The sequence below is a fragment of the Micromonospora wenchangensis genome (genome assembly GCF_002210435.1).
Taxonomy (GTDB): domain Bacteria; phylum Actinomycetota; class Actinomycetes; order Mycobacteriales; family Micromonosporaceae; genus Micromonospora; species Micromonospora wenchangensis.
The window spans coordinates 1-20,302 of sequence record NZ_MZMV01000024.1 but is presented as its reverse complement, the minus strand read 5'-3'; the positions used below and the strand labels follow the sequence as shown (position 1 = coordinate 20,302).

The following is a 20,302-nucleotide window of genomic DNA, read 5'->3' as shown; positions in this document are numbered from 1 at the left end:
CCCGCCCCGGCCCCACGCCGCGCTGCCAGAGTGGACCGGTGGACGGTGAACGACGGCGCGGCGGGCTCGGCCCGGCGGTGGCCGTCGCACCCGGCGCCCGGGTCGACAAGTTCGAGGTCTTCTTCGACCTGGTGTTCGTCGTCTCGTTCTTCATCATCACCCGGGCCACCGCCGCCGAGATCAGCGGCCGGCAACTGCTGCACGCCGGCCTGGTGCTCGCCGTGCTCTGGTGGTGCTGGGTGGTGCACAGCATGGCCGCGACCCGGCTACGGCTCGGTGAGGGTTTCGTCCCGGTGCTGATGGTGGCGGCGATGGCCTCCCTGTTCGCGTTCGCGCTGGCCCTGCCGCAGGCGTTCAGCCCGCCGCAGGGGGAGCTCGCCGGGCCGCTGGTGGTGGCGGTCAGCTACGTGGTGGTGCGGGGCGTACACGTGGTGCTGTTCCTGCTCACCGCGCAGGACGACCGGACCGACCGGCGGCCCCTGTTCCACTTCCTGCCCGAACTGCTCACCAGCACCGTGCTGCTGCTGGCGGCGGCCCTGGTGCCGGTGGCGATCGGCGACTCCGACCGGGCCGGCCTCGTCCGCGACGTGCTCTGGATCCTGGTGGTGCTGGTCCAGTACGGCACCGGGCTGATCGCCGACACCTGGAGTTGGGCGGTGACCTCCGCCGAGCACTGGACCGAGCGGTACGACCTCATCCTGATCATCGCGCTCGGCGAGTCGATCATCTCGGTCGGCGTCGGCGGCAACGTCCTCGGCAAGCCGGTGACCTGGCCCGGGGTCATCGCCTCCGCGCTCGGCATCGTCTTCACCGCCGCCCTGTGGTGGGCACACTTCGACCTGATCGGCCCGGCTGCCCGGATCGCCCTGCACGCGGCGACCGGCCGCCGCCGCACGACCATGGCCCGGGACGCCTACGCCTACCTCTACCTGCCGATGATCGCGGGCATCATCCTGTTCGCGATCGGCAGCGAGGAACTGGTCCGCGCGGTCACCGACCCGGCCGGCGGGCTCGGCGAGCAGGCCCACGGGCCGGCCGTGCCGCTGTTCTTCGGCGGGGTGATCTGCTATCTGGCCAGCAACATGCTGTTCCAACTGCGCACCCTGCACACGCTGAGTTGGACCCGGCTCGGCGCGCTGGTGGTGCTCGCCGCCGCCGTGCCGGTCGCGGCGGGACTCTCGGCGCTGGGCGCGCTCGCGCTGCTGACCGCCATCTGCGTCGGGTTGGTCACGACAGAGGTGGTGATCATGAGCGGCTCCCGGCGGGCCCTGCGTCGGGCCGTACACGACGAGCGGGCCGACCACGAGGCGCACGAGGCCGCCTGGCGGGCCCGCTGGCACGAGGCGAACCCGGCGGAGGGCAGGCCGGACCCGCCGTAGCCCGGCGGGAGCAGCCTCCCGGCCGGCGGCGCGTGCCGGGATTCTCCGGTTGGCAGAATCCGGGCCTGCGGGATGGCCGGGACGGTCCACGACGGCGAAGCTGACCTGGTGACCGTCTTCTCACTCCAGGCCACCCCGACCGACGCGGCGAGTTGGGTCGGCCTCGCCCGCCGGGCGGAGTCGGCCGGGTACGCCGCCCTGCTCGCCGCCGACCACCCGGGTGCCGTGGCGTCCCCGTTCGTCGCCCTCGCCGCCGCCGCATCGGTGACCACCACGATCGGTCTCGGCTCGTACGTGTCGAACCTGGGGGTGCGGGAACCGATCCTGCTCGCCGCCGACGTGGCCACCCTCGACCTGGTCTCCGGCGGGCGGGCCCGGCTCGGTGTCGGCGCCGGCCACACCCCCGCCGAGTGGGCCGCCGTCGGCCGGGTACGCCCCGACGTGGCCGGCCGGGTACGCCGCTGCATGGCCGTCGCCGAGGCGGTCCGTGCCCTGCTCGACGGCTACCCGGTGACGGTCGACTCCCCCGACCTGGTGGCGCGGGAGGCCCGGCTGACCTCGCCCCGGCCGGTGCGGGAGCGCATCCCGTTGACCATGGGTACCGCCAACTCGACGCTGCTGCGCTGGGCCGGCGCGCACGCCGACGTGGTCGGGTTGACCGGTTTCGGGCGTACCCTCGCCGACGGCCACCGGCACGAGGCACGTTGGCGGGTCGACCAGATCGAGGCGCAGCTCGCGCACGTGGCCGCGGGCGCGGCCGGCCGGGACACCCCGCCCGCGCTGGAGGCGCTGGTGCAGACGGTGGTGGTCACCGACGACGCCGGGGCCGTCGCCGCCGAGCAGGCCGAGCGGGTCGGGTTGACCGCCACCGAACTGCTGGCCACCCCGTTCGTGTTGATCGGCACGGTGGACGAGATCGTCGCGGCGGTCGCGGCCCACCGGCGTCGCTGGGGTGTCACCCGCTTCGTGGTACGCCGGGACGCCCTCGAACCGCTCGTCCCGGTGCTGGCCCGGCTGCCCGGTGCCCCACCGGCCCCGGACGGGTCGGGGTCCACCCGACCGTGACCGGCGGCGCCGGGCGCTCAGGGGACGGGGGTCGCCCCGGTGATGCCCTGGTAGAAGCGGATCTTCTCGCGCAGGTGGGCGTACTGGCGCTGGAGCAGGGTCAACTGTTCCTCGACCCGGGCGGCGTGCTGCTCCAGCAGCTCCTGCCGGGCGGCGACGGTGTGCTCCCCCTCGCGGGACAGCTCGGCGTAGCGGCACATCTCGGCGATCGGCATGCCGGTGTCGCGCAGGCAGCGGAAGACCACCAGCCAGCTCAGGTCGTCGTCGGTGAAGACCCGACGGCCACCCGAGGTGCGGCCGACGCCGCTGAGCAGGCCGATCTTCTCGTAGTAGCGGAGGGTGTCGAGGCTGAACCCACTGCGCCGGGCGGCCTCCGAGGGCGGGTACATGGGCCGGATGTTACCGCTTGACCTGGAGCGCACTCCAGGTTGAAAACTGGTCGGCATGACGACGACACGGACTCTGGGCCACAGCGGAATCGAGGTCAGCGCGATCGGCATGGGGTGCTGGGCGATCGGCGGCCCGCTGTGGGGCGACGACGGTCAGCCGTACGGCTGGGGTGAGGTGGACGACGACGAGTCGGTCGCCACCATCCACCAGGCCCTCGACCTGGGCGTCACCCTCTTCGACACGGCCAGCAACTACGGGGCCGGGCACAGCGAGCGGGTGCTCGGCCGGGCGCTCGCCGGCCGGCGGGACCGGGCGGTGATCGTCACCAAGTTCGGCAACCGCAGCGACGAGGCGACCCGGCTGGCGCTGGGCGTGGACGCCGGCCCGGCGTACGCGGTGGCCAGCCTGGAGGAGTCCCTGCGCCGGCTCGGCACCGACCACGTGGACCTCTACCTGCTGCACCTCAACGACCTGCCGGCGTCCGCCGCGCTCGACCTGGTCGACACCCTGGAGGGCCTGGTCACCCAGGGCAAGATCCGGGGGTACGGCTGGAGCACCGACAACCCGGACTCGGCGCGGGCGTTCGCCGGGGCGGGGCCGAACTGCATCGCCGTCGAACACGACGAGTCGGTGCTGAGCGACAACCCGGAAATGCTCGCCGTCTGCGACGCCTTCGACCTGGCCAGCCTCAACCGGGGGCCGCTGGCGATGGGCCTGCTCACCGGGGCCACCCGCACGCTGGGCGCGGACGACGTGCGGGGCCGGGCCCCGGAGTGGCTGGTCTGGTTCCGCGACGGCCGGCCCACCCCCGAGTGGTCGGCCCGGGTGGCGGCGATCCGGACGGCGTTGACCGCGGACGGCCGGACCCTCGCCCAGGGGGCGCTGGGCTGGCTGCTGGCCCGTAGCCCCCGTACGCTGCCGATCCCCGGGTGCCGGACGGTGGCGCAGGCCCGGGAGAACTTCGCCGCCCTCACCCTCGGCCCGCTCCCGGCGGACGCGTTCGCCGAGGTGGAGCGCCTCCTGGCCGACCTGCGCCCGGCCCCGGCCGGCAACGCGGGCACCCGGTAGGCCCGCCTCCCCGGCTGGTCGCCGATCGTCCCGGTGATCAAGAGGTTCAGGGCACGTTGAAGATCGACCTTGACGCGAACCTCTTGATCACCGGGGCGAGGCGGTCGGTGGTCGGGCGGCGAGGCGGTCGGCGGTCGGCGCATCCGATCGGGGGCGCGTACCCGAAGATGGGGGTATGCGGATCCTGATGGCCGGCGTGTCCGGCTTCCTCGGCACCCGGCTGGTCGACCGCCTCACCGACGACGGGCACCAGGTCACCCGGCTGGTCCGGCGGTCGCCGCGTACCCCCGACGAGCAGCGGTGGGACCCGACCGCCGGGCAGCTCGACCCGGCCGTGGTGGCCGGGGCCGACGCGGTGGTCAACCTGGCCGGGGCCGGGGTGGGCGACAAGCGGTGGACCGACGACTACCGCCGGGTGATCCGGTCCAGCCGGGTGGACACCACCACCACGCTGGCCGTCACGATCGCCGGGATGCCGGCGGCGGACCGGCCCCCGGTGCTGCTCAACTCCTCGGCGGTCGGCTGGTACGGCAACACCGGCGACCGGGTGGTCGAGGAGGACGCCCCGGCGGGTGAGGGCTTCCTCGCCGACGTGTGCCGGGTCTGGGAGGCGGCGACCCGACCCGCCGAGGACGCCGGGGTCCGGGTGGTGCGGCTGCGGACGGGGCTGCCACTGCACCGCGACGGGGGACTGCTCAAGCCGCAGTTGCTGCCGTTCAGGCTGGGCATCGCCGGCCGGCTCGGCAGCGGACGGCAGTGGCTGCCGTGGATCTCACTGCGCGACTGGCTGGACGCGACGGTGTTCCTGCTGACCGCCGGGGAGGTCGCCGGCGCGGTCAACGTGGTCGGCCCGAACCCGGTCACCAACGCCGAGTTCACCCGGGAGCTCGCCCGCCAACTGCACCGGCCGGCGATCGTCCCGATCCCCGCGGTCGCCCTGAAGGTCGCCCTCGGCGGCTTCGCCCAGGAGGCGCTGACCAGCACCCGGGTCCTGCCCGCCGTGCTCACCCGGGCCGGTTTCACCTGGACCCACCCCGGGCTGCCCGCCGCCCTGCACGCCGCCCTGCACGACTGACCCGCCGGGGTCGGGGTCGCGGGTCCGACCGGTCGGTCCAGTTCCGGTTGGTAACGTCCGCTCCGTGCCGACTTCCCCGACCCTGGCCGCCGACCCGCCGCCCACCGCCGCCCCGGACGCCGCCCGGGGTCGGCGGGCCGACCTGACCGTGCTGGTCGTCGCGGTGGCGCTGGCGGTCTGGGTGACCAGCGGGCTGTGGCGCGACCCGAACCAGCGGGCGATCACCGTGAACTCCAGCGACCAGGCGCTCTTCGAGTGGCTACTGGCCTTCGGCGGGTACGCGGTCACGCACGGGGAGAACCCGCTCTTCACCCACCTGCTCAACGTGCCGGACGGGGTGAACCTCGCCGTCAACACCTCGATCACCGTGTACGCGGTGGTCTTCGCGCCGTTGACGTACCTGATCGGGCCGCCGGCCACGTTCCTGGTGATCCTCACCCTCAACCTCGCCGCCACCGCGCTGGCCTGGTACTGGCTGCTCTCCCGGCACCTGGTCGGCAGTCGGCTCGCGGCGGGTGTCGGGGCGCTGTTCGTCGCCTTCTCCCCCGGCATGGTCGCGCACGCCAACGCCCACCTGAACTGGACCGCCGGCTGGTTGGTGCCGCTGCTGGTGGCCGGGGTGTTCGCGCTGCGCCGGCCGGGCCGCTGGTTGCGGGGCGGGCTGGTGCTCGGGGTGCTGGTCGCGGTGGCCTTCTCGATCGCCGCCGAGGGGTTGTTCTTCACCGCGCTGGCGGTCGCCGTCTTCCTCGCCGTCTGGGCGCTGCACCCGGCCCGCCGGGCGCAGGCCCGCGCCGCGCTGCCGGACTTCCTACGCGGGTTGGCGGTAACCGCGCTGGTCGCCGGGGTGCTGCTGGCGTACCCGCTGTGGTTGCACTTCGCCGGGCCGCAGCGGTTCCACGGCACCGGCTTCGACCCGGTCATCCACGCCGAGGACATCGCCGCGTTCGGGGCGTACCCGAGCCGGTCGCTGGCCGGGGCGCTGGGCTGGGACACCACGCTGGCACCCAACCCGACCGAGGAGAACAGCTTCTTCGGGCTGCCGCTGTTGCTGCTCACCGTGGTCTGCTTCGGCTGGCTGTGGCGTCGGGCCGACCCCGGCCGGCGGGCCACGCTGACCGCGCTCGGGGTGACCGCCGTGGTCTTCGCGGTGCTGTCCTGGGGGCCGCTGGCGAAGTGGAACGGACGGCGTACCGGTCAACTGCTGCCCTTCGGGGTGCTGGACAACCTACCGGTGGTCAACGCCGCCCTGCCGTCCCGGCTGGCCCTGGTGGTGGCCCCGGTGATCGGGGTGCTGCTGGCGTACACCGTCGACCGGCTGCGGGCGACGCCGCCGGGCCGCACGGCGGCCCGGGCGTGGGGGGTGGGGTTCGTGGCGGCGCTGCTGCCGCTGCTGCCGACCCCGCTGCTGACCAGCGTCCGCCCGCCGGTGCCGGAGTTCGTCACCGCCGGCACCTGGCGGGAGTACGTCTCACCGGGCGGAGTGCTCACCCCGATCCCGCTGACCCTGGACGTCACCCCCGACGGGCAGCGCTGGCAGGCGTACGCCCTGTCCCACCGGCAGGGCGAGTTCCGGTTGCCCGCCGGTTTCTTCCTCGGCCCCGGCGGCCCGGACGGTCGGGGCCGGATCGGGCCGCCGCCGCGCACCTTCGACACGCTGATGGACCAGGCCGGGCGGACCGGGCTGGTGCCGATCGTCACCGAGGGCAGCATCCGGCTGTCCCGGGCGGACCTGCGGTACTGGGGGGTCGAGGCGGTCGTGCTCCCCGACGAGGTGCACGGGGCCAAGTACGACCTCGACGAGGACGCCCTGCGCCGTACCGCCACCGCCCTGCTCGGCGAGCCCCGCCGGGTGGACGACGTGTGGCTCTGGACGGTCCCCGCCGGCTGACCCGGTCCGCCGCCTGCGGGGGTCACGCAGGGTGGCGCGACGAGGCTCACGGGGCGCGGCGGAGGTGGGCGGGGCTAGGGTGGCGGGGTGAGCGTGACGACTTCCGGGGTGACCGCCGTCCGGGCGGGTGTGGTCGACTACTCGGCCGCGTGGGACGAGCAGCGGCGGCTGCACGAGGCGGTGGTGGCCGGCGAGCGCGGCGACACCGTGCTGCTGCTGGAGCACCCGAGCGTGTACACCGCCGGTAAGCGCACCGAGCCCTGGGACCGGCCGATGGACGGTACCCCCGTCGTCGACGTCGACCGGGGCGGCAAGATCACCTGGCACGGCCCGGGGCAGCTCGTCGGCTACCCGATCGTCCGGCTGCCCGACCCGGTCGACGTGGTCGCCTACGTCCGCCGCACCGAGCAGTTGCTGATCGACGTCTGCGCCGAGTTCGGGCTGACCGCCGGGCGGGTCGAGGGACGCAGCGGCGTCTGGGTGCCCGACGACGACCGGGGCCCGGCCCGCAAGGTGGCCGCCATCGGCATCCGGGTCGCCCGGGGCGTCACCCAGCACGGTTTCTCGATCAACTGCGACTGCGACCTGTCGTACTACGACCGGATCGTGCCCTGCGGCATCGCCGACGCCGGCACCACCTCGCTCACCGCCGAGTTGGGCCGCCCGGTGACGGTGGCCGAGGTGCTGCCCGTGGTGGAACGGCACCTGCCCACCCTGCTCGGCTGAGCCGGTGCGGATCGACCTCGTCACCCTCGTCGTCGCCGACTACGACCCGGCCATCGCGTTCTTCACCGGGATTCTCGGCTTCGAGCTGGTCGAGGACGCGCCCTCGCTGACCAACGACGGCCGCCCGAAGCGGTGGGTGGTGGTCCGTCCGCCCGGCGCGCAGACCGGCATCCTGCTGGCCCGCGCCGACGGCGAGCGGCAGGACGCGGCGGTCGGTGACCAGGTCGCCGGCCGGGTCGGCTTCTTCCTCCGGGTCGACGACTTCGACGCCGTCCACCGGCGGATGGTCGACGCCGGCGTGGAGTTCGTGACGCCGCCGCGCACCGAACCGTACGGTCGGGTGGCCGTGTTCCGGGACATCGCCGGCAACCGCTGGGACCTGCTCGGCCCGGCCTGACCCGGCCACCCCGCTGCACCCGCCACCCTCGCCGCTTCCCGTTGCCCCCGTCGGGCCGCCGCAGATCCACCGGCACCGTATCCGCCACGCTGCCGCCCAGCGCCGTCCGCCGCAACACCGCTCAGGCCACTCAGGCCGCTCAGGCCGCTCAGGCCGCTCAGGCCGCTACGCAGCGTAAGAAAAGCTACCGGGTAGCACTTACCCCTCTCCCCCACTTTGCTCTGCTGCCCTGGAGGCACCGCATCCGGAAAGTGACCGTCGCGTCAATGGCAGCAGAGCAAAGCGTGGATAGGCAGGTAGGTGGGGTAGGGAAAGGCGGCGACGAAACCCCTGGTCAGCGAGGTGCGGGCCGAGACGTGACAGATACGGGCTTCACCCTCACCCCGTGCCGATTACGGAGAGCAACCAACGGGCGACACTCGTGAGGCCACTACCCAGAGTGCACGCCCCGTGGGCGACCACGGACGGCCGGGCAGACCAGGCGGCCGCCGCAGGCCAGCATCGTCGGCACGGCCGCCCGGCCCGGTCCGCCCCGCCAGCCTCCAGGCCGGCCCGGCACGGGCCGCCGGGCCCAGCTCGTTCGCGCGGACACCCGGCGGTTCAGGGGGTCAGCCGGTGCAGGTCGCGCGGGAAGGCGGTCACCTCCCGGACGTTGGCCGCGCCGACCAGCCGGGCCACGAACCGCTCCAGGCCGATCGCGAAGCCGCCATGCGGCGGCATCCCGTGCCGGAACGCGTCGACGTACCCGGCGTACGGCTCGACCGGCTCGCCGCGCGCCGCGAGCGCCGCCAGGTAGTCGGCGTGGCGGTGCAGCCGCTGCCCGCCGGTGACCAGCTCCAGACCCCGGAACAGCAGGTCGAAACCGTTCGAGTACGCGGGCCGGGCCGGGTCGGGGTGGGTGTAGAACGGCCGCTTCGCCATCGGGTACCCGGTGACGTAGAGGAAGTCCGACCCGTGGGCGGCTCGCGCCCACTCCCCCAGCGCCCGTTCGTGGGCGGGGGCCAGGTCGGGTTCGTCGGGGGGTGCGCCGGCGATCCGCAGCGCCTCGGTGAAGTGCACGGCGGGGATCTCGGCCGGCACCTCGGGCAGGGTCAGGCCCAGGGTCGCCACCGCGCCGCCGGCCCGCCGGGCCACCTCGGCGAGCATCCCGGCGAGGGTGTCCCGCAGCACCGCCATCACGTCCCGGTGGTCGTCGACGAAGCCCAGCTCGGCGTCGAGCGAGGTGTACTGGGCCAGGTGCCGGACGGTGTCGTGCGGTTCGGCCCGGAACACCGGCCCCACCTCGTAGACCCGTTCGAAGACGCCCACCATGAGCTGCTTGTAGAACTGCGGCGACTGGGCCAGGTACGCGGGCCGGCCGAACCAGTCGAGGGCGAAGACGTTCGCCCCGCTCTCGGTGGACGTGGCGACCACCTTGGGGGTGTGCACCTCCACGAAGTCGCGGGCGTCCAGGGTGGCCCGGAAGCCGGCCACCGCCGCCGCCGCGATCCGCAGGGCCGCCGCGCGGGTCGGGTGCCGCAGCGCCACCGGCGCGTGGTCGAGCTGGGTGGGCAGGGTCGCGGTGAGCGCCGGCCGGTAGAGGTCGAACGGGGGCGGTACGGCGGGCGGGCCGAGCGGTCGTACGGTCGGGTGGGTCAGCTCGACCCCGGCGGGGGCGGTGCCGTTCGCGGTGACCGTGCCGACCACCTCGACCACCGTCTCCTCGGGCAGCGCCGTCACGGCGGCCCGCACGTCCGGGTCGGTGACCACCACCTGGGTCAGGCCGGTGGCGTCCCGGACGATCAGGAAGGCCACCGACTTGAGCAGCCGGCGGCGGTGCACCCAACCGGCGATCCGCACGGTCGCGCCGGTGCGGGTGGGCAGGTGGGCGGAAAGGATGCGTTGCACGGCGGTTACCTCCTCGATCAATCGCAACGCGATCCCCGGGAGGTGTGGGCGAGCGGGAACCTCGCGGTGCCACCACACCTTCGCCCCCGCCGTGGCGGGAGCCTCATTCGTCGCCTTTTCACCGGGGCCAGCCGGGCGGGCTCTACTGGGCGCGCGGACGCGCCGTTCTTCCCGCGGCTCGGGAGGGTCTTCGCGCCCCGGCGTCAGACCGCCTTCCAGCAACCGGCGGCTCTCTGCACTGGCGGATCGGGGCGTTACTCGGCTCCGTCACAGCTCTGCCGGCACGCTAGCACCCGTTCCCGCGGCCTGTAACGGGCTTTTCCGGTCGCCGGGTGGCCGGTGTCACAAGACCGGTGACGTGACGCCGGTCGCCCGACGTGCATCGATCGCCGCCGTCGGGCGTAGGCTCGGTTTTGTGACGATCGAGCACTCCGCGCCGACGACCCAGCAGGCAGCGCGCTCCGCGACGGTCGCCCCCGAGGGGCGACGGATGCTGCGGATCGAGGCGCGCAACGCCGAGACGCCGATCGAGCGCAAACCGCCGTGGATCAAGGTCAAGGCCAAGATGGGGCCGGAGTACACCGAGCTGCGCGGGCTGGTCTCGCGCGAGGGGTTGCACACCGTCTGCCAGGAGGCCGGCTGCCCCAACATCTACGAGTGCTGGGAGGACCGGGAGGCCACCTTCCTCATCGGCGGCGACCAGTGCACCCGGCGCTGCGACTTCTGCCAGATCGACACCGGCAAGCCGGCGGAGTTCGACGCCGACGAGCCGCGTCGGGTGGCCGAGTCGGTGGCCACGATGGGTCTGCGCTACGCCACCATCACCGGCGTGGCCCGTGACGACCTGCCCGACGGCGGCGCGTGGCTCTACGCCGAGACGGTCCGGCAGATCCACGCGTTGCGCTCCGGCTGCGGTGTCGAGCTGCTGATCCCCGACTTCAACGCCGTCCCCGAGCAGCTCGCCGAGGTGTTCGGGGCCCGGCCCGAGGTGCTGGCGCACAACGTCGAGACGGTGCCGCGGATCTTCAAGCGGATCCGTCCGGCGTTCCGCTACGAGCGCTCGCTCGACGTGATCCGGCAGGCCCGCGCCGCCGGGCTGGTCACCAAGAGCAACCTGATCCTGGGCATGGGCGAGGAGCGGGCCGAGGTCTCCCAGGCACTGCGCGACCTGCACTCCGCCGGCTGCGAGCTGATCACCATCACCCAGTACCTGCGGCCCACCCCCCGGCACCACCCGGTGACCCGCTGGGTCAAGCCGGAGGAGTTCGTCGAGCTGCGCGAGGAGGCCGAGGAGATCGGTTTCGCCGGGGTGATGAGCGGGCCGCTGGTGCGTTCGTCGTACCGGGCGGGGCGGCTCTACCAGCAGGCGCTGACGGCCCGTCGGGACGCCTCGGTCACCGTCGGCTGACCCGGGACGCCACCGGGCACGCCCACGGAGGGCCACCAGCCACGGCGACGACCGCCGGGCATTCGAGTGTGTCGATCTTCCCAGACCTCGGCGGCACCCGCAAGAGGTGTCCGGCCGCAGCTCGGCGTCGATTCGACGGCGCTGTCCGGGCAGGCCGGGATCGTGTTAGATTCCGCCAGCCCTGACCCGCAACTCATCGATGGTGGTGTCTTTGATGGCGCAGCCGCACACGGTTGTCATCGGCGCCGGCCCTGCCGGCCTCACAGCCGCGTACGAGTTGACCCGGCGGCACGCCCCGGTCGACGTGGTGGAGGCCGACGACGTGGTGGGCGGGATCAGCCGCACCGTGGAGCGGGAGGGCTGGCGGTTCGACATCGGCGGGCACCGGTTCTTCACCAAGGTGTCCCGGGTCGAGGCGTTCTGGCACGAGTTGCTCTCCGACGACGACTTCCTGCTGCGCCCCCGGATGAGCCGCATCCACTACCAGGGCCGGCTCTTCGACTACCCGCTGCGGGCCGGCAACGCGCTGCGCAACCTCGGCGTGTGGGAGGCGTGCCGGTGTGTCGGGTCGTACCTGTGGGCGCGGGTGCGTCCGCCGGCCGACCAGAGCCACTTCGAGGGCTGGGTGTCGGCCCGGTTCGGGGCCCGGCTGTACCGGATGTTCTTCAAGACGTACACCGAGAAGGTCTGGGGCATCCCCGCGACGGAGCTGCAGGCGGACTGGGCGGCCCAGCGCATCCGCAACCTCTCCCTCGGCGCGGCGATCCGGGGCGCGCTGCTGCCCCAGCGTGGCGGAACCGAGGTGACCAGCCTGATCGAGGAGTTCCGCTACCCCCGGCTCGGCCCGGGGATGATGTGGGAACGCTGCGCCGAACTGGTGGTCAAGGGCGGCGGGACGGTCGAGCTGGAGACGGCGGTACGCACCGTGCACCGCGAGGAGGGCCGGGCGGTCGCGGTGACCGTCGACGGCCCGTCCGGTGAGCGGCGGATCGCCGCCGACCACGTGGTCTCCAGCATGCCGATCTCGGCCCTGGTCCGGGCGATGGACCCGCCCGCCCCGACCGAGGTACGCGAGGCCGCCGACGCGCTGCGGCACCGGGACTTCCTGACCGTGGCGCTGGTGGTGCCGGCCGAGGCCGGGTTCCCCGACAACTGGATCTACGTGCACACCCCCGGGGTGCAGGTCGGGCGGATCCAGAACTACGGCGCCTGGTCACCGGAGATGGTCCGGGCCGGCGGCACGTGCCTGGGCCTGGAGTACTTCGTCAACGAGGGCGACGAGCTGTGGTCGACCCCCGACCCGGAGCTGGTCGCGTTCGGCACCGCCGAGCTGGAGCGGCTCGGCCTGGTCCGCCCCGGCTCGGTCACCACCGGGTACGTGGTGCGGATGCCGAAGGCCTACCCGGTCTACGACGAGGGGTACGCCGAGGCCGTCGAGGTGATCCGCCGCTGGCTGGCCGAGGCGGTGCCGAACGTGCACCCGGTGGGTCGCAACGGCATGCACCGGTACAACAACCAGGACCACTCCATGCTCACCGCGATGCTGGCCGCGGAGAACATCCTCGACGGCACCGACCACGACGTCTGGGCGGTCAACGTCGAGGAGGACTACCACGAGGAGGGCGGCACCGGCAGCGCCGATGCCGGTCGCGGCGAGGGTGGCACCGGCCGCGCCGCCCCGGTGGTGCCCCGTCCCCGTACCGCGCCGGTCGGGGACCGCTCGCCCACCGGCTGACCACCACCACGGACGGACCCCGGCCGACCACCGGCCGGGGATCATCCGTCCTGGCGGCGACCACTAGACTCGGCGGCATGGCAAAGCCCCAGGAGAAGGTGTCGTTCGGCCAACGGCTGAAGCAGATCGGGATGGTGTTCCGGTTCACCGCCAAGCAGGACAGGTGGTTCGCGCCGCTGGCCGCCGGGGCGGTGCTGATCCCGCTCGCGCTGACCGTGGTCGCGGTGATCCTCTGGGGCTGGCTCTGGCTGCCGATCGGCATCCTGTTCGCCCTGCTCGCCCTGCTGATCGTGCTCAACCTGCGGTCCAACAAGGCGATGATGAACGCCGCCGAGGGGCAGCCCGGCGCGGCGGCGCAGATCATGGAGAGCATGCGTGGTGACTGGCGGGTCACCCCGGCGGTCAGCTCCACCACCCAGATGGACATGGTGCACCTGGTGATCGGCCGGCCCGGCGTGATCCTGCTGGCCGAGGGGCACCCGCAGCGGGTCCGGGGCCTGCTGGGCCAGGAGAAGCGCCGGCTGGCCAAGGTGATCGGCTCCGCGCCGCTGCACGACTACGTGATCGGCCAGGGCGAGGGTGAGCTGCCGATCCGCAAGCTGCGGATGACCCTGATGCGGCTGCCGCGCACCCTCAACGGCAAGGACGTCAACTCCCTCGACAAGCGGCTCAAGGCGCTCACCGCCCGCCCCCAGATGCCCAAGGGTGCGATTCCCAAGAACATGCGGCCGCCGGGCCGCGCGTTCCGCCAGACCCGGGGCCGCTGACCCCTGCTGGTACTCCCCGCGAGCCGGGCCCGTCCGTCGGGCCCGGCTCGCGTCGTGTCCGGGGTCGGCGGGCAGGGCGGAGCTGGGCGGCTGGCGGGGCGGGTCAGCGGGCGGGGCGGGGGGCGTCGGCGACGACCGCTCCGGTGAGCCGGTCGTGCAGGCCACGCCGCTGAGCGTCCATGATCAGGGGCGGTACCACCAGGGCGAGGAGCAGGCCGCGCAGGAGCGCCCGGGGTATCCCGAGCCGCCCGCCGTCGGACCAGTCGAGGCAGCGCAGCCTGGTGATCCACATGCCGGGGGTCTGGGCGAAGAGGCCGAGGAAGAAGCCGTACTCGACGATGAGCACCAGCACCGGGGCCCAGCCGTCGCGGACCGGGTCGGCGAAGAAGTTCGACACCAGCAGGCAGAGCACCCAGTCGATCACCAGGGCACCGAACCGTCGACCGAGGCCGGGCGGGTCGAAGGTGGGGTCGGTGGCGGGCGGCACCGGGGCCGCTTCGGGCGGACTCGTCACGGTGGTCCAGGGTAGTCAGCACCGGCTCGGGGCCCCTCCGCAGCCCACCGCCGGGCACCGGGGCGGCCCCGGGGCGGACCAGCAGGTGGACTCCGGGGGCGTTCCCGCAGTCTGTGCAAATTCGGTCTTATCACCCCGAAAAGCGATACAGTGCTTCAGCCGGTATCGTCCGAACGGACAACCCGGCGGGTACTGAGCGGCGCAGATGACGCTCCGCGAGCGGCGTAACACGGCAGAAACATTGGAGACACGGGCGAGCAACCCCACGGTCATAGCGTCGCCAGAGCCCAGCCACCGGAGTGGACGTGCCAGGAGGACGTGTGTTTGCCAATCCCGAGGAACTCCTGCGATACCTCAAGAACGAGGACGTAAAGTTCGTCGACGTACGTTTTTGTGACCTGCCCGGCGTGATGCAGCACTTCAATCTGCCGGTGGAGTCCTTCGACGACAGCGTCTTCACCGACGGTCTCGCGTTCGACGGTTCGTCGATCCGCGGTTTCCAGGCGATCCACGAGTCGGACATGCTCCTGCTCCCGGACGTCGCGACCGCCTTCATCGACCCGTTCCGCGCGCAGAAGACCCTCGCGCTCAACTTCTTCATCCACGACCCGTTCACCCGTGAGGCCTACTCCCGGGACCCGCGCAACGTGGCCAAGAAGGCCGAGGCATACCTCGCCGCCAGCGGCATCGCCGACACCGCGTACTTCGGCGCCGAGGCGGAGTTCTACATCTTCGACTCGATCCGCCACGAGACCTCGGCGCACCAGTCGTTCTACTACATCGACTCGGTCGAGGGCGCGTGGAACACGGGGCGTGAGGAGGCCGGCGGCAACCGCGGCTACAAGACCGCGTACAAGGGCGGCTACTTCCCGGTGCCGCCGGTGGACCACTACGCCGACCTGCGCGACTCGATCGTGCGTCGACTGGTCGACGGCGGTTTCACCGTGGAGCGTTCGCACCACGAGGTCGGCACCGCCGGCCAGTCGGAGATCAACTACAAGTTCTCCACCCTGCTGCACGCCGGTGACCAGCTCCAGCTCTTCAAGTACATCGTGAAGAACGAGGCCTGGGCCAACGGCAAGACCGCCACCTTCATGCCCAAGCCGCTCTTCGGCGACAACGGCTCCGGCATGCACACCCACCAGAGCCTCTGGCTCAACGGCGAGCCGCTGTTCTACGACGAGACCGGCTACGCCGGCCTGTCGGACACCGCCCGCTGGTACATCGGTGGCCTGCTGCACCACGCCCCGTCGCTGCTGGCGTTCACCAACCCGACGGTCAACTCGTACCGTCGACTGGTGCCCGGCTACGAGGCCCCGGTCAACCTGGTCTACTCGCAGCGCAACCGCTCCGCCTGCACCCGCATCCCGGTCACCGGCAGCAACGCCAAGGCCAAGCGGGTCGAGTTCCGGGTGCCGGACCCGTCCAGCAACCCGTACCTCGCGTTCTCGGCGATGATGATGGCCGGCCTGGACGGCATCAAGAGCAAGATGGAGCCGCCGGCCCCGATCGACAAGGACCTCTACGACCTCCCGCCGGAGGAGTGGGGCGACGTCAAGCAGGTGCCGGGCTCGCTGCCGGAGGTGCTCGACGCCCTGGAGGCCGACCACGACTACCTGCTCGACGGTGGCGTGTTCACCCCCGACCTGATCTCCACCTGGATCGGGTGGAAGCGGGCCAACGAGGTCGACCCGGTGCGCCTGCGCCCGACCCCGCACGAGTTCGCGATGTACTTCGACTGCTGAGCGGTCACGCACACGGAGCAGGCCCCCGGATCTCCGGGGGCCTGCTCCGTGTGGAGGTGCGGACGTGTCGACCGACCCGCGGGTGTGGCGCGCTCACAGCGGCCCGAAGACCACCCGCGGGTCCGCGTCCAGGGCGAGCGTTTCCAGCACCGACAGGAGCTGCCGCTCCTCGTACCGGAAGTGGCTCTCCATGATCGCGGCCACCCCCTCCAGATGTCGGCTGATCTCGGCGGGGGTGGCGGCCCGCTCCACGGCGGCCCGCAGGCCGGAGAGCAGATGCCCGATCATCGAGTGGTCCTGTCTCAGGTACCGCAGGGTGTCGCCCAGCTCGGGGTACGCCGCCACGACAGCGGGGAACAGCAGCTCGTCCTCGCCCTCGTGGTGGCCGGTCAGCGCGGCACAGAACCCGTGGCAGAACACCAGCAGATCGCGGGTCGCCGGCTCGGCGTCCGCGCCGTCCCGCACCGCGTCTTGGGTCACCCGTAGGGCCTCGCGCAGGCGATGGTGGACGGTGCGCATTTCCTGACTCCAGGCGACCAGCCTGGTCTGCTCGCCCTCAGACACGCGAGGGCGAAGGGAACGACGGCATCACGTCGGCTCCTTCGATGGTTCGACGCCTCCATGCCTGACACGGTCTGCCACCGGCACGCGACGTTGCCGTCACCCTACTCGAAACCGCCCACCCTCGGCCTGCGCCCACCCCGCACCCGGGCACGTCACGGCGGGTCGGGTACGTCACGGCGGGTCGGGTGCCGGCGGCGGAGCGCCCAGAGCGCGCCCGCGAGCATCAGGGCGGTCATCGCGATCGCGCCGGGCGCCTTGGTGTAGCGGGCGACAGTGGTGCCGTCGGGCAGGGTGAGGAAGGCCGCCACCGCCGCGGGCGCCACGAACCAGGTCGTCCGGGTCGCCGACACCGCGAGCAGCAGCAGCGGCCAGGTCACGTACCACGGGTGCAGGACCGGGGCGAGCAGCACCGTCGCGGCCAGCGCCGCACCCGCCGCACCCAGCGTGACCCGGGGTCGGGCCGCCGCCAGCCGGTGCACCCGCTGCCGGACGTCGTTGAGCCGGCGCAGCGCCGTCCACGCCCGCCACCACAGCACCGCGAGCAGCGCCACCAGCGCCAGCAGGCCCACCGCCCGGGTCACCGGCACCGCGTCCGGCCGCCGACCGGCCAACTCGCCGACGTAGTCGACGACGAAGCCGACCGCCGTCGGCGGCGACGTCCACTGCTGCGAGTCCCCGCTGCGGGCCAGCCCGGCGACCCAGCCCAACCCGAGGCCGGACAGCGCCGACACCACCGCCAGGGTGGCCAGGACCGCCCCGGCGAGCCGGCCGCCGTCGCGGAGCAGGGCCCGCAGGGTGTAGCGGCCGTGCACCGCCGTCAACGCCGCGAACGGCAGCACCACCAGCGCGGTCGCCTTCACCGCCACCGCCAGCCCGAGCAGCACCCCGGCGACGAGCAGCCCCCGGGTCCGGCCGGGCGACCGCACCAGCACCAGCAGTCCCGGCAGGAGCAGGCCCAGCATCACCGCGTCGTTGTGCGCGCCGGCCACCAGGTGCACCCCGACCAGCGGCGAGGCCAGCCCCAGCCAGGCCGCCCGGCGGGTGGGCACCCCGGCGGCACGGGCCAGGCCGGGCAGGCAGAGCGCCGCCAGCAGCACCCCGGCCACCGCGTACAGCCGCAGCACCACCAGGGTGCCGGCCAGGGTGCCACCGAGGACGGCGGCCAGCCCGGCCAGCAGCACGAAGGCCGGGCCGTACGGGGCCGGGGTGTCCCGCCAGATCGGCGCGACCGCGTCCACCCACGGACAGCCGGCCGCCGCCACCCCCACCCGGTACGGGTCGTGCCCGGCCGCGTACGACCAGCCCTGGCAGGCGTACGAGTAGACGTCCCGGCTGGCCAGGGGCGGGGTGAGCAGCAGCGGCAGGGACCACAGCCCGGCGGTGCGGTACGCCCACCCGGTCGACGGGGCACCGGCGCGCAACGCCCACCAGGCCCCCACCATCAGCGCCGTACCCACCAGCCAGCAGCTCACCGCGGCCGGACCGTGCGGCGCGCGCCACGGGCCGGTCGGCGGCACCTCGGGCAGCGCCCCGCCCAGCCAACCGGCCACGGCGAGCAGCACCGCTCCGGTCAGCCCGAGGTGACGGGCCGCGCGGGCCCGCCCGGTCGGTGCGCCGGCCTCGGTCACCGGCCACCTCTCCTCAGTCGGCGGGCGCATCCACGGTGGCGGGTCGCCTTCCCGCCCGAGCCGACCGTACCAACCGGACGGCCACCACGATCACCAACAGCGTCATCAGCGGGGCGCCGGGCATCTTGGTGAACCGGGGCAGCCCGGTGCCGTCCGGCAGCACCAGGAACGACGAGACCAGCGCCACCAGCGCGAACCACCGGGTCGACCGGTGGGTCGTCGCGGCGAGCACGGCCATCGGCCACAGCCAGTACCAGGGGTGGAACAGCGGCGCGAGGGCCACCGTCGCGGCCAGCGCCAGGCCGGCGTGCCACAGCGGGTCGCGGGTGCGGGCCCGCCACCACAGCCAGACCAGCAGCACCGCCAGCACCAGCATGCCGATCGTCCGGGCCACCGGCAGCGCGTCGACGTCCGCGCCGAACAGGGCCGCGACGTAGCCGGCGGTCTGCCCGACGGCGGTCGGCGGCGACGTCCAGGCGATCACCAGGCCGCCCTGTTCCAGGCCGGCGATCCACCCGAAGTCCAGGCCCGCCGCCAGGGTCGCGCCGGCCACCGCGACCAGCGCGCCGCCGGCGACCGGCAGGCCGTCGCGCAGCAGCGCCCTGATCCGGTACGGCCCGACCAGCGCGGCCAGCACCGCGAACGGCACCACCACCAGCGCGGTCACCTTCACCGCGCCGGCCAGCCCGAGCAGCACCCCGCCGGCCAGCAGCGGCCAGCGCCGGCCCGGATTGGTTGCCACCACCGCCAGTCCGGCGACCAGCAGGCCGATCATCAGCGCGTCGTTGTGCGCCCCCGAGACGAGGTGCACGCCGACCAGCGGCGAGGCCAGCGCCAGCCACAGCGCCCGGGGCACCGGTACGCCGCAGCGCCGCGCCAGCGCCGGCAGGCAGGCCGCGGTCAGCGCCACCCCGGCGACGGCGAGCAGCCGGAACAGGGCGATGTTGACGGTCAGCGCGGTGTCCGGATCGAGGCCACCGGTGAGCCGTACCACCGCCCCGGCGATCATCACGAACAACGGTCCGTACGGGGCGGGGGTGTCCCGCCAGATGTAGGAGATGGTGTCGATCCACGGGCAGGGCAGGGCCGACACCCCCTGCTCGTACGGGTTGATCCCGGCCGCGTAACTCGCGCCCTGGCAGGAGTACGCGTACACGTCGCGGCTGGCCAGCGGCGGCGCGACGAGCAGCGGCAGCACCCACAGCCCGGCGGTGACCAGGGCCCAGCGGGCCGACGGCACCCGGTCGCACAGCGTCCACCACGCCCAGGCCAGCAGCCCGGTGCCGACCAGCCAGAGGACGATGATCAGCGGCCCGTGCCGGCTCTGCCAGATGCTGACCGGGGTGGGTCGCAGCTCCGACCCCGGCAGCGCGCCCCCGAGGTACGCGGCGATGGCGAGCAGCACCGAACCGGACAGACCGAGCCAGCGGGACAGGTGGTGAGGCACGTCCGTCATGCTGCCAGTAGCGTGGGCGCGGACCGGAGGTGGGCATGCGGGGCAGCAGGGTGGTGGGGTCGGCCACCGTGGTCGCCGTCGTGCTCGCCGGGGTGTGGCTGGCGTTGCCCCCGCTCGGGTCGGACCTGTCGGCCCAGGTGGCCCGCGCCGACTTCTTCGCCGGGCACGGCTGGGCCCTGGTCGACCTGCGCTGGTACGCAGGCATCCAGCCGCTCGGCTACAGCCTGGTCTCGCCGCCGCTGATGGCGACCCTCGGGGTGCGCCCGACCGGGGCGTTGGCGCTGGTCGGCTCGGCCGCCGCGTTCGCCGCCCTGCTGGTGCGTACCCGGGTGCCCCGGCCGCTGCTCGGCAGCCTGGTGGGGGTGTTGACGATCACCGGCAACCTGGTCTCCGGCCGGGTCACCTACGCCCTCGGGGTGGCGTTCGGGCTGGCCGCCCTGCTCGCCCTGACCCTGCCGGCCGGCCGGCGCGGCCCGGCACGAGAGGACGAGCCGGGCAGCCGGGACAGGCCGGGCGGCCGAGCCGAGCCGGCCCGCCGGGGCGAGCCGGGCAGCCGAGCCGAGCCGGGCAGCCGGGGCGAGCCGGGCAGCCGGGGCGAGCCGGGCAGCCG

Annotated in this window: 18 protein-coding genes; 12 read left to right on the top strand and 6 right to left on the bottom strand. The window is 73.6% G+C overall.

The genetic code is table 11. The features are described from left to right. The first annotated feature begins 38 nt into the window (after positions 1-38). Together B5D80_RS15785 and B5D80_RS15780 are read left to right on the top strand one after the other, a co-directional pair. Positions 39-1,379 (top strand): low temperature requirement protein A, encoded by a 1,341-nt coding sequence (locus tag B5D80_RS15785; RefSeq protein ID WP_088644640.1) that lies wholly within the window; start codon positions 39-41, stop codon positions 1,377-1,379. A 108-nt stretch (positions 1,380-1,487) separates the two neighbouring features. Then, positions 1,488-2,444 (top strand): LLM class flavin-dependent oxidoreductase, encoded by a 957-nt coding sequence (locus B5D80_RS15780; RefSeq protein WP_088644705.1) that lies wholly within the window; start codon positions 1,488-1,490, stop codon positions 2,442-2,444. 17 nt (positions 2,445-2,461) lie between these two features. Here the strand turns inward: B5D80_RS15780 and B5D80_RS15775 are convergent, their stop codons facing one another. Next, entirely contained in the window at positions 2,462-2,833 is a 372-nt protein-coding gene (locus tag B5D80_RS15775; RefSeq protein ID WP_088644639.1) for a MerR family transcriptional regulator, read from the bottom strand. Positions 2,834-2,888: 55 nt separating this feature from the next. Between B5D80_RS15775 and B5D80_RS15770 the strand changes: the two genes are divergently transcribed. The 5 genes from B5D80_RS15770 (at position 2,889) to B5D80_RS15750 (ending at position 7,988) form a co-directional block, all read left to right on the top strand. Beyond that, a complete protein-coding gene (locus B5D80_RS15770; protein ID WP_088644638.1) occupies positions 2,889-3,902 on the top strand; it encodes an aldo/keto reductase in 1,014 nt (337 codons plus the stop codon). Between the two features lie 175 nt (positions 3,903-4,077). Beyond that, entirely contained in the window at positions 4,078-4,977 is a 900-nt protein-coding gene (locus tag B5D80_RS15765) for a TIGR01777 family oxidoreductase (RefSeq protein WP_088644637.1), read from the top strand. 64 nt (positions 4,978-5,041) lie between these two features. Continuing rightward, complete coding sequence (locus B5D80_RS15760; protein ID WP_088644636.1) at positions 5,042-6,865, top strand: DUF6311 domain-containing protein; 1,824 nt, start codon at positions 5,042-5,044, stop codon at positions 6,863-6,865. A gap of 87 nt (positions 6,866-6,952) precedes the next feature. Next, the gene (gene lipB, locus B5D80_RS15755) at positions 6,953-7,591 is read left to right on the top strand and encodes a lipoyl(octanoyl) transferase LipB (protein WP_088644635.1); all 639 of its coding nucleotides are present in this window, start codon (positions 6,953-6,955) and stop codon (positions 7,589-7,591) included. A gap of 4 nt (positions 7,592-7,595) precedes the next feature. Then, a complete protein-coding gene (locus B5D80_RS15750; protein WP_088644634.1) occupies positions 7,596-7,988 on the top strand; it encodes a VOC family protein in 393 nt (130 codons plus the stop codon). Between the two features lie 600 nt (positions 7,989-8,588). Here B5D80_RS15750 and aspS read toward each other — a convergent pair. Next, positions 8,589-9,875, bottom strand: coding sequence for an aspartate--tRNA(Asn) ligase (gene aspS, locus B5D80_RS15745; RefSeq protein WP_088644633.1), 1,287 nt, complete (start codon positions 9,873-9,875; stop codon positions 8,589-8,591). Positions 9,876-10,233: 358 nt separating this feature from the next. Here aspS and lipA point away from each other — a divergent pair, with 358 nt between their 5' ends. The 3 genes from lipA (at position 10,234) to B5D80_RS15730 (ending at position 13,785) form a co-directional block, all read left to right on the top strand. Then, positions 10,234-11,283, top strand: a complete 1,050-nt coding sequence (gene lipA / locus B5D80_RS15740) for a lipoyl synthase (protein WP_088644632.1) — start codon at positions 10,234-10,236, stop codon at positions 11,281-11,283. Positions 11,284-11,497: 214 nt separating this feature from the next. Further along, positions 11,498-13,018: an NAD(P)/FAD-dependent oxidoreductase gene (locus B5D80_RS15735; protein WP_088644631.1), complete on the top strand. Its 1,521-nt coding sequence runs from the start codon at positions 11,498-11,500 to the stop codon at positions 13,016-13,018. A gap of 77 nt (positions 13,019-13,095) precedes the next feature. Then, positions 13,096-13,785, top strand: coding sequence for a DUF4191 domain-containing protein (locus B5D80_RS15730; RefSeq protein ID WP_088644630.1), 690 nt, complete (start codon positions 13,096-13,098; stop codon positions 13,783-13,785). A gap of 103 nt (positions 13,786-13,888) precedes the next feature. On the opposite strand, the gene B5D80_RS15725 is transcribed toward B5D80_RS15730, so the two are convergent. Then, positions 13,889-14,299, bottom strand: coding sequence for an RDD family protein (locus tag B5D80_RS15725; protein ID WP_088644629.1), 411 nt, complete (start codon positions 14,297-14,299; stop codon positions 13,889-13,891). A 320-nt stretch (positions 14,300-14,619) separates the two neighbouring features. Here B5D80_RS15725 and glnA point away from each other — a divergent pair, with 320 nt between their 5' ends. Continuing rightward, complete coding sequence (glnA, locus tag B5D80_RS15720) at positions 14,620-16,044, top strand: type I glutamate--ammonia ligase (RefSeq protein WP_088644628.1); 1,425 nt, start codon at positions 14,620-14,622, stop codon at positions 16,042-16,044. Between the two features lie 93 nt (positions 16,045-16,137). Here glnA and B5D80_RS15715 read toward each other — a convergent pair whose 3' ends face one another. From B5D80_RS15715 to mptB (B5D80_RS15705), 3 genes are all read right to left on the bottom strand, one after another. Then, positions 16,138-16,608, bottom strand: coding sequence for a hemerythrin domain-containing protein (locus B5D80_RS15715; RefSeq protein WP_088644627.1), 471 nt, complete (start codon positions 16,606-16,608; stop codon positions 16,138-16,140). 152 nt (positions 16,609-16,760) lie between these two features. Beyond that, the gene (gene mptB / locus B5D80_RS15710) at positions 16,761-18,266 is read right to left on the bottom strand and encodes a polyprenol phosphomannose-dependent alpha 1,6 mannosyltransferase MptB (RefSeq protein ID WP_169733067.1); all 1,506 of its coding nucleotides are present in this window, start codon (positions 18,264-18,266) and stop codon (positions 16,761-16,763) included. Then, positions 18,250-19,692 (bottom strand): polyprenol phosphomannose-dependent alpha 1,6 mannosyltransferase MptB, encoded by a 1,443-nt coding sequence (mptB, locus tag B5D80_RS15705; RefSeq protein ID WP_088644625.1) that lies wholly within the window; start codon positions 19,690-19,692, stop codon positions 18,250-18,252. Before mptB (B5D80_RS15705) ends, mptB (B5D80_RS15710) begins: the two co-directional genes overlap by 17 nt. A gap of 35 nt (positions 19,693-19,727) precedes the next feature. On the opposite strand from mptB (B5D80_RS15705), the gene B5D80_RS15700 reads away from it, so the two are divergent. After that, on the top strand, positions 19,728-20,302 hold a 575-nt coding region (locus tag B5D80_RS15700), incomplete at its 3' end, for a collagen-like triple helix repeat-containing protein (RefSeq protein ID WP_245854621.1).

Excerpts from the sequence above, each read along its gene's own strand:
- B5D80_RS15775 (WP_088644639.1), bottom strand. The coding sequence starts at position 2,833 with ATGTACCCGCCCTCGGAGGCCGCCCGGCGCAGTGGGTTCAGCCTCGAC.
- B5D80_RS15770 (WP_088644638.1), top strand. The coding sequence starts at position 2,889 with ATGACGACGACACGGACTCTGGGCCACAGCGGAATCGAGGTCAGCGCG.
- B5D80_RS15765 (WP_088644637.1), top strand. The coding sequence starts at position 4,078 with ATGCGGATCCTGATGGCCGGCGTGTCCGGCTTCCTCGGCACCCGGCTG.
- B5D80_RS15735 (WP_088644631.1), top strand. The coding sequence starts at position 11,498 with ATGGCGCAGCCGCACACGGTTGTCATCGGCGCCGGCCCTGCCGGCCTC.
- B5D80_RS15730 (WP_088644630.1), top strand. The coding sequence starts at position 13,096 with ATGGCAAAGCCCCAGGAGAAGGTGTCGTTCGGCCAACGGCTGAAGCAG.
- mptB (WP_169733067.1), bottom strand. The coding sequence starts at position 18,266 with ATGCGCCCGCCGACTGAGGAGAGGTGGCCGGTGACCGAGGCCGGCGCA.
- mptB (WP_088644625.1), bottom strand. The coding sequence starts at position 19,692 with ATGACGGACGTGCCTCACCACCTGTCCCGCTGGCTCGGTCTGTCCGGT.